Here is a 242-nt window from a genome sequence, read left to right as displayed (position 1 = left end):
ATGTTGGTTCCTTGGCGAGAGTCTGGTGAATTTCGGTACTGCAATTAGCTAGTGCTGCGCCGGATGCGTCGTCGCTTGTCGCGGGCCGCGCATCCGGTCAAGTTCCGGTGCAAGATCGACTGAGTCGGGTCACACCTTCAGAATGCGCTCTCCGCGCCCGATGCCCGAGCCGCCCGTACGGACGGTTTCGAGGATCGCGGTGCTGTCGAGCGCCTCGATGAACGCGTCGAGCTTGTCGCTCG

Annotated in this window: 1 pseudogene; it reads right to left on the bottom strand. The window is 62.4% G+C overall.

Annotated elements, in window-relative coordinates:
- Nucleotides 1–129 precede the first annotated feature (129 nt).
- Nucleotides 130–242 (bottom strand): annotated as a pseudogene (locus SB816_RS34405) (acetolactate synthase small subunit); the annotation flags it as partial.

This window comes from Achromobacter sp. SIMBA_011 (genome assembly GCF_046535435.1).
GTDB classification, from domain to species: domain Bacteria; phylum Pseudomonadota; class Gammaproteobacteria; order Burkholderiales; family Burkholderiaceae_B; genus Achromobacter; species Achromobacter dolens.
The sequence above is the reverse complement of the archived record's forward strand: the minus strand, read 5'-3'. Positions and strand labels throughout refer to the sequence as shown.